This window comes from Pseudoalteromonas peptidolytica, from assembly GCF_012641745.1.
GTDB classification, from domain to species: Bacteria; Pseudomonadota; Gammaproteobacteria; order Enterobacterales; family Alteromonadaceae; genus Pseudoalteromonas; species Pseudoalteromonas peptidolytica.
This window is the reverse complement of record NZ_WEHZ01000003.1, coordinates 148,166-163,581: the sequence shown is the minus strand read 5'-3', so window position 1 is coordinate 163,581 and position 15,416 is coordinate 148,166. Positions and strand designations below refer to the sequence as shown.

10 protein-coding genes are annotated in these 15,416 nt (G+C 42.4%); 5 read left to right on the top strand and 5 right to left on the bottom strand.

The genetic code is table 11. The features are described 5' to 3' along the window. Positions 1 to 182: 182 nt before the first annotated feature. A complete protein-coding gene (locus tag F9Y84_RS03235; RefSeq protein WP_147389277.1) occupies positions 183 to 2,849 on the top strand; it encodes a TonB-dependent receptor plug domain-containing protein in 2,667 nt (888 codons plus the stop codon). Positions 2,850 to 2,947: 98 nt separating this feature from the next. Here the strand turns inward: F9Y84_RS03235 and F9Y84_RS03230 are convergent, their stop codons facing one another. After that, positions 2,948 to 4,282, bottom strand: a complete 1,335-nt coding sequence (locus F9Y84_RS03230; RefSeq protein ID WP_147389276.1) for a dicarboxylate/amino acid:cation symporter — start codon at positions 4,280 to 4,282, stop codon at positions 2,948 to 2,950. 171 nt (positions 4,283 to 4,453) lie between these two features. Here F9Y84_RS03230 and F9Y84_RS03225 point away from each other — a divergent pair, with 171 nt between their 5' ends. Together F9Y84_RS03225 and topA are read left to right on the top strand one after the other, a co-directional pair. Next, a complete protein-coding gene (locus F9Y84_RS03225) occupies positions 4,454 to 7,444 on the top strand; it encodes an Ig-like domain-containing protein (protein WP_147389275.1) in 2,991 nt (996 codons plus the stop codon). Between the two features lie 250 nt (positions 7,445 to 7,694). Next, the gene (topA, locus tag F9Y84_RS03220) at positions 7,695 to 10,340 is read left to right on the top strand and encodes a type I DNA topoisomerase (protein WP_147389274.1); all 2,646 of its coding nucleotides are present in this window, start codon (positions 7,695 to 7,697) and stop codon (positions 10,338 to 10,340) included. A 64-nt stretch (positions 10,341 to 10,404) separates the two neighbouring features. Here the strand turns inward: topA and F9Y84_RS03215 are convergent, their stop codons facing one another. Beyond that, positions 10,405 to 10,647 carry a hypothetical protein gene (locus tag F9Y84_RS03215; protein WP_147389273.1) on the bottom strand — a complete coding sequence of 81 codons (243 nt, stop codon included), beginning with the start codon at positions 10,645 to 10,647 and terminating at the stop codon, positions 10,405 to 10,407. Between the two features lie 179 nt (positions 10,648 to 10,826). On the opposite strand from F9Y84_RS03215, the gene F9Y84_RS03210 reads away from it, so the two are divergent. Further along, positions 10,827 to 11,381, top strand: coding sequence for a TIGR00645 family protein (locus F9Y84_RS03210; protein ID WP_125253850.1), 555 nt, complete (start codon positions 10,827 to 10,829; stop codon positions 11,379 to 11,381). 3 nt (positions 11,382 to 11,384) lie between these two features. Here F9Y84_RS03210 and F9Y84_RS03205 read toward each other — a convergent pair whose 3' ends face one another. The 3 genes from F9Y84_RS03205 to F9Y84_RS03195 are packed head-to-tail and all read right to left on the bottom strand — an operon-like array spanning position 11,385 to position 13,839. Beyond that, entirely contained in the window at positions 11,385 to 12,638 is a 1,254-nt protein-coding gene (locus tag F9Y84_RS03205) for a hypothetical protein (RefSeq protein ID WP_125253851.1), read from the bottom strand. Continuing rightward, on the bottom strand, positions 12,635 to 13,468 hold the full coding sequence (locus tag F9Y84_RS03200) for an ABC transporter ATP-binding protein (RefSeq protein ID WP_147389272.1): 834 nt from the start codon (positions 13,466 to 13,468) through the stop codon (positions 12,635 to 12,637). The genes F9Y84_RS03205 and F9Y84_RS03200 overlap by 4 nt, the downstream gene beginning before the upstream one ends. Continuing rightward, on the bottom strand, positions 13,468 to 13,839 hold the full coding sequence (locus F9Y84_RS03195; protein WP_125253853.1) for a GntR family transcriptional regulator: 372 nt from the start codon (positions 13,837 to 13,839) through the stop codon (positions 13,468 to 13,470). Before F9Y84_RS03195 ends, F9Y84_RS03200 begins: the two co-directional genes overlap by 1 nt. A gap of 89 nt (positions 13,840 to 13,928) precedes the next feature. On the opposite strand from F9Y84_RS03195, the gene F9Y84_RS03190 reads away from it, so the two are divergent. Next, a complete protein-coding gene (locus F9Y84_RS03190; RefSeq protein ID WP_147389271.1) occupies positions 13,929 to 15,416 on the top strand; it encodes an alpha/beta hydrolase in 1,488 nt (495 codons plus the stop codon).

Here is a 15,416-nt window from a genome sequence, read left to right as displayed (position 1 = left end):
TTTTTTATCAACAATATCAATATCTAATTAATCTTGTCATTCATCTTGTATAGTTGTAGGTACAACCCTTAAATGGAAACTTAATGTTAAATAAATGCGTTGTTAAAGTTTCAGTGGTGTGTTAATAATGGCTTGATTATTAAAAAAACTACAGAGTAATTATTAACTTAAGGGGAAACAGGATGACCTATAAATTACCACTCAGTGCGCTCTCCATAGCAGTGTTAATCGGCATGAATCAACAAGTTAACGCTGAAGAAACAGAACAAGTAGAACGTATTGAAGTGACAGGTTCACATATTAAGCGTACAGATCTCGAAGGCCCTTCACCTATCCAAAGTTTATCTGCTGCGGATCTTGCATCAACAGGATCAACAGATCTCATCGGTGCATTACAAAAATTACCGGTATCCGGTGCTGGTACATTCAGTACTCAAGGTAACTCGAGCGATGATACCGCTAATGGCGGCTCTAGTGTCGCACTTAGAGGGTTAGGAGCGTCATCGACATTGGTGCTTATAAATGGCCGACGTGTTGCAGTCAGTCCATTTGCAAAAGACATTGAAACGTCATTTGTTGATTTGAATACCATACCAGTATCATCGGTAAAACGTATTGATATTTTAAAAGACGGTGCTTCAGCAACGTACGGCTCTGATGCGGTTGCAGGTGTAATTAATATTATTTTACGCGATGACATAGACGGGTTTGAAGTTGCAGCTAAGCTATCAGACACTGCTGATGGTGGCGCTGATGAGCAAAACTTTACTATTTTGTGGGGATCGTCAACGCAAAATGGTCATCATAACTTTTCACTGGATTACTTTAAGCGTGGCCACTTAACTTATGCTGATCGGGACTATACAGCATCTGCAGATCAACGCTTTAGAGGAGGAAATAACTCCCTAAGTTCGGCGGGTTATCCGGGCAGTGTTGAGGTAGTCAGAAGTATGCTAACGGATGAGCAGTGGGCAAGACTGCCAGTCGTCCGTACTGAAGATGATGGCACTCAAGTGAGACAAACAACTTTTGCTGATATTTGGGGTAACGATACCTGCGATCCTGCGCTAGATATTGGCAATATTTGTCGCTATGACTTTGCGTCACATATGACTGCTATCCCTTCCACAGAGCGTATTAGTTTTAACTACAATGGCGTGCAAGAAATTATGGATGGGGTTGAAGGATTTGCAGAAATCTCAGCTCAACATACATCAACCTTTATTCAAGGTGCAGGCTCTCCAAGCTTCACTGAGTTATTTATGGATGGTGACAACCCAAACCACCCACTATTTAACGATCCGGACCACTTTTTACATGGTGTAGATATTTCAATGCGCCGCCGTACTGTGGATATAGGTAATCGTAAGAAAGATGTTGATTCTGAGTATTATCGTGCAGTACTTGGTGCACGTGGTGAGTGGCAAGCTTGGTCATGGGAAATTGCTTACTCGGCGATTCGCTCAAGTGCAGTAGAGAAAGGCTTTGATGGTTTCCCTAACAAAATAAGAGCACAACAAGCAATTGATGAAGGGCTATGGAATCCATTTGAACCAAGTACTAACACAGAAGCGGGACTGGCATTTTTTGAAACAACGACAACACGTTACGGTGCATCAACAATGCAGTCACTAGACGGTACGGTGTCAGGTGAATTATTTGAACTTGGTGCAGGTTATGTTGCAGCTGCATTTGGCTTTGAACATCGCTATGAGAAAATAGAAGACAACCCTGATAGCCAGTATATTCGAGGAGAAATCTTCGGTACTGAAGCGACCCAAGCGAATGGTGATCGTGATAACACAGCAATTTTTGCGGAGTTTAGTGTACCGCTACTTGACACGCTAGAGTTACAATTAGCCTTACGTTATGAAGATTACAGTGACTTTGGTACCACTACAGATCCAAAAGTGGCATTCCGATGGGCGCCTCTGGATAGTTTAGTTGTGCGTGGTTCATGGGGTACTGCATTTAGAGCGCCTTCGTTAGTCCAGCTACACCTTGGCCGGACTGACGAATCACCAAGTGTGATTGACCGAGAACGTTGTCGCCAAACTGGTGCAGATGATGACTGTAGCCCTTATGAGTATACTGCTATTGTCTCTGGTAACAAAAACTTGCAACCTGAAGAGTCTGAAAACTATAACTTAGGGGTAGTATGGCAAGCCACTGAAGACTTTAGTATTGGTGTTGATTACTGGAATTATGAACAGGAAGATCTCATTAAGAAGATAGGTGCGCAAAAGCTGGTAGATTGCTGCGGTACTGATCCTAATTTAGTTGTGCGAGCGCCTAACCAAGGCAGTACGTTAGGTCGTATTCTAACAATCAATGATACTTTCGTTAATATCGGTGGACGCGAGACGGATGGCTTCGATGTTAATTTAGCATATGCACTAACAACGCAAGAGTTAGGGGAGTTTAAGTTTAATTACAATTTAACTTATGCGTTAAGCTTTGAAGAACAATCGTTTGCAAGTGACGAGCAGGGCAATTCATTCAACCTTTCTGAGGATCTAAATGGTGAATACCAACATCCTGAATTTCGCTGGACTGCTGGCGTGGATTGGGCGAAAAACGATTGGCTAGCAAATATCAGTGTTAATTACATCGATTCATATAGGGATCTTGCTGATAGCGAAGGGAATAAGTACAAGATTGACTCTTGGACCACGGTAGATACTAGTGTGAGTTACATCGGTGTTGAAAAGCTGACGGTGACATTAGGTGCATCTAATCTATTTAATGAGGAAGCACCATTAGCGCCATCGGAGTCTATGGGTATTGATAATAAAACGCATAGTATTCTTGGTCGCCAAGCATACGTGAAGTTCGCTTATCAATTTTAATCGCTTGTTTAAGCACAAAGCCGCACTTTGAAGTGCGGCTTTTTAGTGTTTAGCCTTATCGCTTTGAATAAGGATAAAACTAACTGTAATAATTGGGATCAGGCCTTGACTCTAGAGGTTGTTTCTTCGAGCTCTTTTGCAGCGTCAGGATCATTGAAAACAGTGACATCAAATTCATCTTCTGACTTCGCAACAACACAAGTGACCATACAATCACCAGTGACATTAACAGCCGTTCTTGTCATATCAAGTAATCTATCGACACCGATAATTAACGCAATCCCCTCAACAGGTAGTCCAACTTGATTTAACACCATAGCCAACATAATCAAACCGACACCTGGAACGCCTGCAGTACCAACAGAGGCGAGTGTGGCTGTAAGAATAACCATTAAGTAATCATTTATTGTAAGGTCAACGCCGAATACTTGGGCAATAAAGACAGTTGCCACCCCCTGCATAATCGCAGTACCATCCATATTGATAGTTGCACCAAGCGGTATAGTAAAAGAAGCAACCGAATTATGCGCACCTAACTTTTTAGTTGCGGTTTCTAATGTCACTGGCATAGTCGCGCTGGAACTCGAGGTGCTAAATGCAAACATGCAGGCATCTTTCATTTTTTTGAGGAAAACAACCGGGCTTAGCCCTGTAAGTAACTTAAACAAAATAGAGTAGTTAATAAACGCATGAATAAGCAGTGCTAAGACTACCACCATAAAGTATTTTCCAAGCTCAACAATTAAGCCCATATCGATGGTAGTAAATAACTTGGCCATCAAACAAAATACCCCGTATGGTGCAACGTTCATCAGTAAAGTGACAAGCTTTAGTACAATAGTGTTTAAATCTTCAAATACTGCGGCCAATCGAGCCCCTGCATCTCCACTCAGTGCCATGGCAATACCAAACAACAGTGCGAACACAATGATTTGCAACATATTGCCGTTAGCCATCGCATCAATTGGGTTGGTTGGGAACATATTGATAATAACTTGAACTAAGGTTGGCGCTTGCTTTGCATCGAACGAAGCTGTGCTGGGTACTTCAACGTCTCCACCTGGAGCAAAAAACAGAGCCAGCGTTATCGCAACTGTAATTGCTATCGCAGTTGTGATCAGATAAAGACCGATAGATTTCCCACCTAATCGGCCTAACTTTTTCGGATCGCTTAGACTACACGTACCACACACTAATGAAATAAAAACTAAAGGAACAACAAGCATCTTTAAGCTTGCAATAAAGATTTGGCCACCGATATGAAACAAACCATCAACAAAAAAACCTTTAACAGGCAGGTCAAAAAGACCTAAAGGTATAAGTACTTCTTTGCTGTCGCCAAGTATGGTCTGGAGTATAAAGCCTAACGCTACGCCTAATACCATACCTATCATAATGCGCGCCGTTAGGCCCATTTTTTGATTTTCTGACATTGTCCTAACACTATGTATTTTAAAATCCGTAAAGCTTAACAGGCTTAGCGCAGATGAACAGCATTTAGCGATAGAAAATCGAGTTAATCTAATAAAAAATTGTGATTTTATCGCTAAAATTGGGTTACTATTGAGCAATAATAAAATTAACTTAGCTAGGGAGACAGGTAAATGCCCTTGATGCGCTATTTTGGCTTGCTGATAATCGCATTTTTACTGACTGCATGCGGCGGTGGCGGCAGCATTCAAAAAGATACTGACAATGGAAATGGTGATGGTAGTGATGGCACATACGCTATAACATTATCAGGTTCAGACAGCGACGGTAATACAGCAAATACACTTTCGTCCACTTCTCCTCTCATTATTACAGCAACATTAACAAAAGATGGCAGCGCGCTTGCGAATAGTCGCGTTGTTTTTGAAAGCGATGAGTTTGCAGTAATGGAACCTAGTTCAGGTTCAGTGTTAACTGATACAGAAGGGAAAGCTTCAGTTACCCTAAAGGTAACCAATGTGGTTGGAGCTGGTCGCATTACAGCGTCTTATGAACAAGGTAGTAACGCAGTATCAAAGACGTTCGATTTTACCTCTCAAGGTGGTGGTGATAACTCAGATAATACGGCCTCAGGTAAGCTTGAGGTGATGCTACTAAGCCAGTGTCCTGTGGGCTGGGATACAAATCGTGACCAAGCAATGATAGATCCAATTGCGGCGGGGTGTACGCGTGTTAATCAAGTGTCATCAAATGAAACTGCTGATATTTTTATCAAGCTCACCTCAAGTCAAACAAGTGATGCAATCGCTAATGCGCTAATTAGTGCTGAAACTACATTAGGTACCATTTTACCTGCAACTGGCACAGCGTTAACTGATAATTTTGGTATTGCTATCTTAAAGTTTCAACCTGGAAATCAAGGTGGTGCAGGGACGATAACCGTAAATTCACCAGACTATATTGATGTTACCCAAGCAATTAACTTTAACGTCGGTGTTGCGCAGCTAAATGTGTCTATTGATAACGGCCTGGTTGATGGCGATGGCGTTCAACAACAGCTTTCAGCTGGTGGTAGTACCGTGATTACCGTAACGCTGAAAGACCAAAATGGTGCCTTAATTAATAGCGCATTTGAGGTGGCATTTAGTTCCCCCTGTTCATCTGCTACACCGGCTTTGGCCGAACTTGATGAAAGTGTGAACACGTCAAACGGTATTGCACGCTCTACTTACCGCGCTAAAGGCTGTCAAGGTGAAGACCGCATTTCAGTGACCATTCAAAACGGTAGTTCGCCAATTAACAAAGAAACCACGATTGAGATCGACAGTGCACTTGCACAGGCCGTACAGTTTTTGCCAGAAGAAGAAGGCTTCAACCAGTTTATTGCTTTACCTCCAGGCGAAGGGGGCTTGCCGACGCAATCAGTCGTGAGCTTTAAGCTAGTCGATGAAGACAATCTTGCAATTCCCCGTGCTCGTGTTGATTTCAGGTTATCTGATGAGCAAGGCTTGGCCTCTCTCACGCAAATCACGGGTAATACCAATGCTAATGGTATTGTGAGAACTACAGTTAAGTCAGGTATCGTACCGGGGCCACTTGTTGTTAGTGCATGTTATATCCCAGAAGAATCTTACGTTAACTTGCCAGATGGTGACGCAATAACTTGCTGGACAGATATTGCAAAGGCATGTAACGATACTGATGCTACAAACGATGATGTTCGTTGTCCTACCGGCGTTATGCATACAATCCCACTAAGTGAACAGATTTTTGGTGTTTCTTCAGGCTTAATATTAAGCTCTGGTGTTACCGATCAAGATACATTTGATGCCTCTCCAACCACGTTTAATACCAATTCACTTAATCATAGTGGAGTAACCACCGATATAAGGTTATTTTTTGGCGATCAATTCAACCAATTTAATGCTGATGGGGTCGCTGCAACCGTTATTGCAGAGGCTGGGGCAATAGGTAGCCTTGATTCACCTGATACTTATGATTGCCGAACAAACCAGGCTTCTTGTACTGTTGTGTGGCGCAGCCAAGGCGATAGACCTTTTTATGATTATCGTTGGGGTAATCGAATCGGTGACATTGACGGTAATTCAAATACATATGAAGGAGTTGCACCAAAATTGGCCGCAACTCTATCGAATAGCCAAAAAGCAGAGCCCTCAAATTGGAATTGTGATCCTTATTTTGGCAGTCCAGCTCCTTGTATTGAGGGGATGTTAAGACAAAGAGATGCATCTATAACTGATGGAGAAACGACAGCTCTCAGACGCGTAGTGGTTGGGGGGCGCGTAAGCGTGCTAGCTTTTGTTAAAGGTCAAGAGAATTTTCGAGATGAACAATCCAGTGATGGTATTGAGCGTAGGAATGGTCGATTTGATATTGGTGAATATAGGCAAGAGTATGATCTGACTGAAGCTTTTTTAGACACAAATGAAAATGGACGGTTCGATAAAGAAGATTGTGATGTTGCTGCTAACTCGGGTCCATGTTCTCCTACTGGGACGAAGAATGGCGGGCATGACGATTGGTGGATAGATGCAAATAATAATGGTTTATTTGACTTTGATACTGATGGCAACGGCACTTTTGAAGGCGATGGCAGGTATAACGGGTTGCTGTGCTCGGAAGCTGCCGAAAATGCTGGTGAGTGTACTAGGGAACTGGTAAATGTCTACAGGCAGTTTGAATTAGTAATGTCTGGAGATGTGCCCTATGTCCGCTTCACGGTGTTTCAGTCATTAACAGACTCAGGTACTTGTGCTAATAGTAATGGCTTAGTTTTGGAAACGTCTGATCAAGATGGCTATTGTGATATCGCAGAAGTAGACTTTACTGTATCAGACAGCCCTGCTTCTGTTCCTATCACTATCTTCTTTAGTGATGAGTTTGGAAATCCATTGCCCGCCGGCACTGATGTGGAGATTTCCACAAATAATGGCGAATTAACAGGTGGGACAATCACGCGCGTAGTTAGTAACAGTGGAAAGGCAATACCAGGTGAAATTGAGGTTATTCTAGTACCCGAAACTGAACCAAACAATAAGTTTGAAGGTCTTCTGAACATTAAATTTACATTTCCTGCTTTAGGAGATGATGACAGCGACAGGAAAGTTAGAAACAAAGGTATAAAAGTCAGAGACGCAGGTTAATTCTTCAAATGCCAACTTTCGGGTTGGCATTTTTCTTTCTATTCCTTTATATTCCCGTGCCTTAACCTTATATAAAAGAAAACGTCCCTAAGTTGGCTGTTTATTGTACATAAATTGGATAATAATTCAGTGATCAGGGAAAAGTTCGTATATTTAGCTTGTAACAATAGGTGTTTGTAGATATACCTATAAGTAATTCAACGCCCAAGTAAGGGCAAACACAGACAGAATCGGTCAAAAATAGGCAGCTATGGGCAAATCGCTAGTAATTGTAGAGTCTCCCGCGAAGGCAAAAACAATCAATAAATACCTCGGCAAGGACTACATTGTTAAATCCAGTGTGGGTCATGTTCGAGATCTTCCTACTTCAGGCGCAGGCAAAACAAAAGGTTTGGCAACTAAGTCGCCAGCTGAAGTGCGCAAAATGTCACCTGAAGAAAAAGCGCAATACAAAAAGCAAAAAGACTATGCAAACTTGGTTGCGAGGATGGGGATTGACCCTGAAAAGGGTTGGGAACCGCATTACGAAATTTTGCCTGGTAAAGAAAAGGTAGTTCAAGAGCTACAAAAACTTGCTGAAGATGCAGACCACATCTATCTGGCGACGGATTTGGATAGAGAAGGGGAAGCGATTGCTTGGCACCTTGAGCAAATCATTGGCGGTGATGAAAGTAAATACAAGCGCGTGGTATTTAATGAGATCACCAAAAATGCGATAAAGCAAGCTTTTGAAGATCCAGGTGAGCTAAATACTGACATGGTATATGCACAACAGGCAAGACGATTCCTTGACCGTGTTGTGGGCTTTATGGTTTCGCCATTGCTTTGGCAAAAGGTTGCCAGAGGGCTGTCTGCTGGTCGAGTGCAATCAGTTGCAGTAAGATTACTTGTTGAACGAGAGCGTGAGATAAAAGCATTTATTCCAGAAGAGTTTTGGGATATTCACGCAGATGTTAAAGCAACAAAAGATGATATTCGCCTAGCGGTTACTAAGTTTAAAGGCGAAGCATTTAAACCAGTAAATAAAGCGCAGGCTGATACTGCTGTACAAGTGCTTGAAAACAGTGTTTACGAAGTCGTCAAAGTTGAAGAAAAGCCAAGCAAGAGTAAGCCGAGTGCGCCATTTATTACATCAACAATGCAGCAAGCGGCAAGTACTCGCTTAGGTTATGGGGTTAAGAAGACCATGATGCTAGCCCAGCGTCTCTATGAAGCTGGTTACATTACCTACATGCGTACCGACTCGACAAACCTATCCAATGACGCGCTTGAAATGTGCCGTGGCTACATCGAAAACGAGTTTGGTAATAAATATTTACCGGACGCGCCACTGCGCTACTCGGCGAAAGGAAATGCACAAGAAGCACACGAAGCTATTCGTCCTTCAGATGTAAACGTGTTGTCTGGTCATCTTGATGGCGTGGAAGCGGACGCTAAAAAACTGTATGAGCTGATTTGGCGTCAATTTGTGGCCTGCCAGATGACCCCAGCTGAGTATGATCTAACGACGCTTACCGTGGCGGCAGAAGACTACACCTTGAAGGCTAAAGGCCGCGTACTTAGGTTTGACGGTTGGACTCGTGTACAACCTTCAGTTCGTAAGAAAAATGAAGAAGATCAAGCGCTACCAAGTGTAAGTGTGGGTGATAAACTCAACTTGATTGCATTAGACCCGAAACAACACTTTACAAAGCCACCTGCGCGATATAGTGAAGCAAGTTTGGTTAAAGAGCTAGAAAAGCGAGGTATTGGCCGACCTTCTACCTATGCTGCTATTATCTCGACCATTCAAGATAGAGGCTATGTACGTGTAGAGAATCGACGTTTTTATGCCGAGAAAATGGGTGAAATTGTTACCGACCGCTTGGTGGAAAACTTCAACGACTTGATGAACTTTGATTTCACTGCGAAGATGGAAGGTCGACTGGATGATATTGCAGAAGGTGAGCGGGTTTGGACGCAGGTACTAGACAAGTTCTATGCTGATTTTTCTCATCAGTTAGAAATTGCTGCCGGTGATGAAAATGAAGGCGGAATGCGACAAAATGTCATGGTAGAAACAGACATTGACTGCCCAACTTGTTCAAGAAAGATGGGGATCCGTACAGCTTCAACCGGTGTTTTCTTGGGTTGTACTGGTTATAATTTGCCCCCCAAAGAACGTTGTACCACAACAATTAACCTTGTATCAGGTGATGAAGCTGTTGCAGCGGATGCAGATGAAGAGGCAGAAGCTGAGTCACTTCGTCACATGAAGCGGTGCCCTATTTGTGAAACAGCAATGGACTCGTACCTCATTGATGAAACCAAAAAGCTTCATGTCTGTGGTAATAATCCTGCATGTAAGGGTTATGTGATTGAAACTGGTTCATTCAAAATCAAAGGCTATGATGGCCCTGTTATTGAGTGTGACAAGTGTGGCGCGGATATGCAGCTTAAATCTGGGCGATTTGGCAAATATTTTGGCTGTACCAACGAGTCGTGCAAAAATACGCGAAAATTATTGAAAAATGGTGAGGCTGCGCCACCTAAGGAAGATCCAGTTCCATTACCTGAATTAGAGTGCGAAAAATCAGACGCGCATTTCGTGCTACGTGATGGTGCATCTGGTATTTTCTTAGCGGCGCATACGTTCCCTAAATCGCGAGAAACAAGGGCACCAAAAGTTGCAGAGCTTAAACGCTTTAGAGATAGAATTTCGCCAAAATTTTATTATTTGGCTGACGCACCAGAGCAAGACTCAGATGGAAACTTGGCAATTGTGCGTTACTCAAGAAAAACCAAGACTCAATATGTAATGACCGAAGTAGACGGCAAGGCTACTGGCTGGAAGGCAACTTACAGCAATGGTAAATGGGTTGAGGAAGAAAAGGCGACACGTAAGAAAAAAGCCTAACCGCTTTTTAAGAACATAAGGCTGCTCAATCTCTTGAGCAGCCTCTTACCTACATATGTTACTACTATTTGACTTCTACATCTTTGACTTTTTGATATCCAGTCGCTTGTAATTCATCGTTAACACAGCTTAGTACATACCTTTTTAGTTCGGAGGCTTGTACCTCATCATCTTTTGCCCAATCAAGGCACATTTCAGTTAGCTCTTGAACCAAGTCTGTGGGTGCAACTGGTAACTCATCGTTTGCCTTTACCAAAGTAGAAGCAAATAAAGACAGAGCGATTAATGATGAAGTTAAGGTTTTCATTCGTTTTACCTGTTAATTGAAAGAACAAGCACGTTTTAAAGCAAAAATTAAAATAAAGAAAACGAATTAATTTTGTCTTAAAGAGCAAAAAATTGATTTAAGTTATGAACAATAAAACGTGAGAATTAGGATTCATAATGCTACATTTAGCGGTTAAATGTAATCTTTAGAACAAGGTAATGAGTAATAATATGGAACAAGATGTTAGGTCTAAAAGTGAGCAGCCTAATCGCTACGAGCACCTTTTAGAGCGAACTCTTTTTAAAGGTAGATGGCTTCTAGCTCCTTTTTTTGTTGGTTTGTTATTAGCGATAGTACTACTGCTATTAAAGTTCTTTAAGCAGCTCTATGTCATGACTATCACCGCGCTTAGCGCGACAAATCAAGAGCTGTTAATTGGTATTTTGACACTGGTTGATACTGCTCTTTTGGCAGGGCTATTAATCATCATTATTTTTAGTGGGTATGAAAATTTTGTTTCGAAGTTAAATGTTGAACCGCAAGAAGATAAGCCTACCTGGATGGGAAAGGTTGGGTTTTCTGGCCTCAAAATCAAGCTTATTAGTGCCATTGTGGCTATCTCAGCCGTAGAACTATTAAAAGTATTTATTCACTCTCACGAGTTAACCAGCGAACAACTCGCATGGAAAGTTGGGATCCATATCACTTTTGTTATTTCTGGGGTGTTATTCTCTGTGACAGACTTTATAAACAGTCGGACGCATTCCCACTAAGCGTTACTCAACCTTCTTACTCGCATATAAAAGTAGCAAGCTGATAGCTATACAGTAGCCAAACATCACAAGTACGCTACTGATAGCTTGATGATGCTCTAAAAGGTAAGCTTTTAGAGCACTGTCTAAAACCAGAGCGAACATGCAGGAGAGTGAGAGTGAAATAGTATTGTTAACAATACTGCCAAGTGCAATACACAGCATAAAACTGGATACTGAGCCTGCAAAAATGAGAATATAAACGGAGTAAGGTTGTGGTGCAGACAAGCTGTCGCAAACAACTATGATAATAAGTTGATATAGTGCCAGGCATAGAGCCAGTTTGCATGCGGCAATGTGATATGCCCGTTTAATGGAAGTCAGGCTCGAGTAGATAGGAAGCAAATAAAGTTGATCCCAGCTCATCCTAGTTTGTAGCTTTGACCAACACACGAAAATCGCAACCATAATTGTCAGCACATCCATAAACATCATCAAAAACTGAGAGTTGGCATCAAAAAACACGGCGGCAATTATTGCAAGGAGACCTGCTAACACAAAAAGTTGGCAGGTTTGTAGCAGCAAGTTTCCAGAAAAATAACTCATAGGCATCAAAAAATGCCGAAACTTCTGTGTCAACCAAGCTGGCGTGAAAGTATGAACAGGTAGTAAACCCGTTTGAATATTATTAAGGTAGGTTTGATAGGCCTCTGGGTGCCAGTGGCAGTTTTTTTGCCTTGTAAAAATGAAGTATAAAGCAATGAGGCTCGGTGGGATCGCTAACGCGGCTAATGTAGTTGGTTGGTGACCAAAAAACATAGCAGCCATTAAAAGCAGCATAAAGAAGTAACTATTGTGCTTAAAGTGGCGACTGCTTCTTTGCGTGAGCAAAAAGAAGTAGCCGCAGTATGCGCTGGCAAATAGCATGCTACAGATAACCTCAAGCACCGGTTGGTTTATCATAGCTAGCGCATTGAACGCGTAGCCAAGTAATAAAATAAGTCCACCTTGCTTGTAAACATGATGCTTGAGCGCAGGGAATAACATTGCACCTTCTTGCGCCTGAAGTTTGACAACTTGCCAGCAGAACGCCATCCATAAAGCACTAAGTGAGAAAACTAAAGCAAAACTTTGAAGATGTTGATCTGCTATCATGAACGCAAAAGGAGACACTAATGCGCCTAATACGCCAGGAATGAAGAAGTTGGCTGAGCCACATTCTTTCATCCACAGTCCAGAGAATCCTGACCAGTAATTTGCCTTGCCGATGAATCTCATTGATGTAGCTCCACAAAAAGCTGCTCAAGATTTGTGATGTTATGTTCAGGTTTTTTGGATCTTAAGTTACAGGAGCTTGCTTGATATACGGTAGAACGCTGAGACTGATGAAGTATTGTGGCTCCGGGTAAAGGGTCGCTGGCGCTATTTGGAACAATTTTGATCTGTTCTTTTAAGCTGTCGAGTTCTCCCGAAACGAGTACCTCTCCGTCTTTGATGATTGCAATATGGCTCGCGATACGTTCGACATCTGAGGTGATATGGGAAGAGAAAAGCACCCCTGAACCTGTGTCCAATGCTAACTCAAACAAATCACTCATAAAAGCTCGGCGTGCAATGGGGTCTAAGCTGGAAACGGGTTCATCCAAAATCAGTAACTGTGGACGGTATGACATAGCCATGATAAGCGCCAAGCTTTGTTGCTGTCCGCCAGAAAGGTTACTAACTAGCGCGTTGCCATCAAGCTCAAGTCGCGATAGCCATGTTTGCTCTAGCGTACTGTCCCAGTTAGGGTAAAAGCTTCTGTGTAGTGCTATTGCATCATTGACTTTAAATCCTTGATAGCCACACGGTTGTTGGGGTACATATCCGATTCTTTGCTTGCATGCAGGACTAAGCTGCCGATTGTCACTGTCTAAACACCTTACGACTCCCGTGTTTTGTGAGATCAGGCCAAGGGCGATACGTAATAATGTGGTTTTACCCGCACCATTTCGCCCCAATAACCCCATCACCATACCCGGCTCAATAATAAGGTTGATATTGTTTAAAACAGCTTTACCTGCAAACTGCTTATTTACTTGATCAAATTCTAGTAGTGGGCTTGTCATTATTCTTGTTCCCAGTTTTTATCTATCAATGATAACAACTCTGTTTTACTTATCCCCAGTTGCTTAGCGTCAGTGATTAAAATACTTAAATTTTTTTGCAGAAGGTTGTCCGTTTGTTGCATGGCTAGTTGCTTTGCCACCCGGGTTGGCTGACCGCGTCTGCGTTCAAGCCAACCTTGATCTACTAGTTGCCCAATTGCACGAGATACTGTCATGGGGTTGACTGCAAAGTACTCTGCAAGTTTTCTCACCGAAGGCAATTCGTCTCCGGGATGTGCTTTACCAGACACGATTAATCGCACTATTTGATCAAATAGCTGTTTGTATATGGGCTCTGCGCTGTTGGGGTTGACATGAATAAGATCTAGCATTACTCTGATTCTACTGTATTAATACAATAATACACTGATACACTCATTTAAAGTTAGCATACTGGCGATGAGTCAACAAGGAATTAACTATGAAAAAGCCATTTAACATTAAGAAAAACTTAGTAAAGTTGGCGGCAGTACCCTTACTTATTAGTGCTGCGTTGCCACTTCGTGCAGCGACATCAGCAGTTGAATTAGCGCCTTGCTACGCTAAACACCTGAGTGATAGAGTGCAGTGTGGTACATTGTCGCAACCATTAAGTGATGAAAAACAAGATCAAAAAATTGATATTCACTTTGTGGTTATTCCTGCTATCAAGCCCTTATATCCGCAAGAAGCAATACTCGCGTTTGCAGGCGGTCCTGGGCAGTCGGCGACGAGCATCGCAGCGAACTTTGAGCGCATTTTAAAATATGCCAGAGAGAATAGAGACATCATCCTTGTTGACCAAAGAGGAACTGGAAAGTCTAATCTTTTACAGTGTGGGCTTGATGATCTCGCAAGCCAGTTTGCTGTGGATGATACTTTATTAGGCTTAGACTTTTACAAAGAAGACACTATTGAGTGTAAAGAAAAACTAGCGACAGACTTGTCTGATTACACCACCCCCGCTGCGGCCAAAGACTTCGACGCGGTAAGAAAAGCGCTTGGCTATAGTAAGCTGCATTTATACGGTGGCTCTTATGGCACTCGTATTGCACTTGAGTATATGAGACAGTTCCCTGATAGCGTGGCGTCAGCAGTATTAGACGGGCTTGCACCAAGTAACCAAAGCTTATTAGCGATTGGCGGGGCGATTGAAGACTCGTTGAATGCGTTGTTTAAACAATGCCAGTCGGATCAAAAATGCGCCCAAGCTTACCCTAATTTAGCCCAGCGTTGGCAATCATTACTGACACAAGTTGAGCAAACTCCACTTAAAGTATCCGTTTTGCACCCAAGGACAAGTCAGCCATTAGATATGACAATGACTAAGTCTAAGCTATATGGCGCAATCAGGATGGCTCTTTATGCTCATCCTTCAAGAGTGTTGATCCCACTTGCTATTAGTGAAGCGAGTAAAGGTAACGTATTACCTTTAGTGGGTATGATGGCGCCGAATGAGGACGGTATGGATCTCGCCCTTGGTATGCATCAGGCCATTGTATGTGGTGAAGACTGGGCAAGGTTATCAGGTGCCGATAAAGAGAAGTACAGCAAGAATTATATTGGTAAGACAATGGTTGAAGGTCTCGATATTACCTGCCCAATATGGGATGTTAAACCGGTTCCTGATAGCTACTATGACCCTGTAGAGTCTGATATACCAACGCTTTTGCTATCTGGTGGTTTAGACCCAGCTACGCCAGCAAAGTGGGCTGAAGTGGCGATGGAAAAACTGACTAATGCAACCCATTTAGTGGCACCGACAGCAACTCATATTGTTGCGAGTCAAAGCTGTGCAAATAAACTTATTGCTAAGTTTTATGATGAAAAAGCTGTCGGAGATTTTGATACTAGTTGCCTTCAAGAAGATACACGTAAGCAATTCTTTATGAATATTAATGGCCCAGCCAGCATTGCTGATAAGGAGTAA